We start from the raw sequence: 460 nt of genomic DNA, 5'->3' as shown, positions 1-460 counted from the left end.
CCCGCCCCGCCGCGCAGCGCCAGCGCCCCGAACTGCTTGTCGCCGTACGCCGCCAGGTGGTAGTTGTCGCTGTCCGCCTTCGACCCGTACCCGCCGTGCAGCGAGGTGCGGGTGTAGCCGGTCGCCATCCCCAGCCGCCAGTCGTCCGCCGCCGCCGAGTCCAGCCCCACCAGCACCCCGTAGGTCGAGGCCTGATAGCCGGTAGCATTGGCGTCGCCCGACGCGTGGTCCCACGCCCCCAGCAGCTGCGCCCAGGCACCGCCCTCATCCGCCTTGATGGCCGACGAGCTCGCCAGCCCTTCCGCCTGACGCAGGCGCCCGTTCAGCGCCTCACGCAGGTAGCGGCTGTCGTTCACCAGCGCCGAGGCGATGTCCGCATGGATTTGCCCCGACAGCTGACGGAACGCCTGCCGCGCTTCGCCCGCCGTGCCGCTGCCGAGCAGGCTCTCGTACACCGGGT

General features: G+C 72.6%; 1 protein-coding gene. It reads right to left on the bottom strand.

Going from position 1 to position 460, the window contains the following annotated elements:
• On the bottom strand, nucleotides 1-460 hold a 460-nt coding region (locus tag ACK3CV_RS25335), incomplete at both ends, for an autotransporter outer membrane beta-barrel domain-containing protein (RefSeq protein ID WP_489009924.1).

It is taken from the genome of Serratia sp. TSO36, from assembly GCF_057808395.1.
Note: the sequence above shows the minus strand (reverse complement) of the source record. Positions and strands in the feature narration are given on the sequence as shown.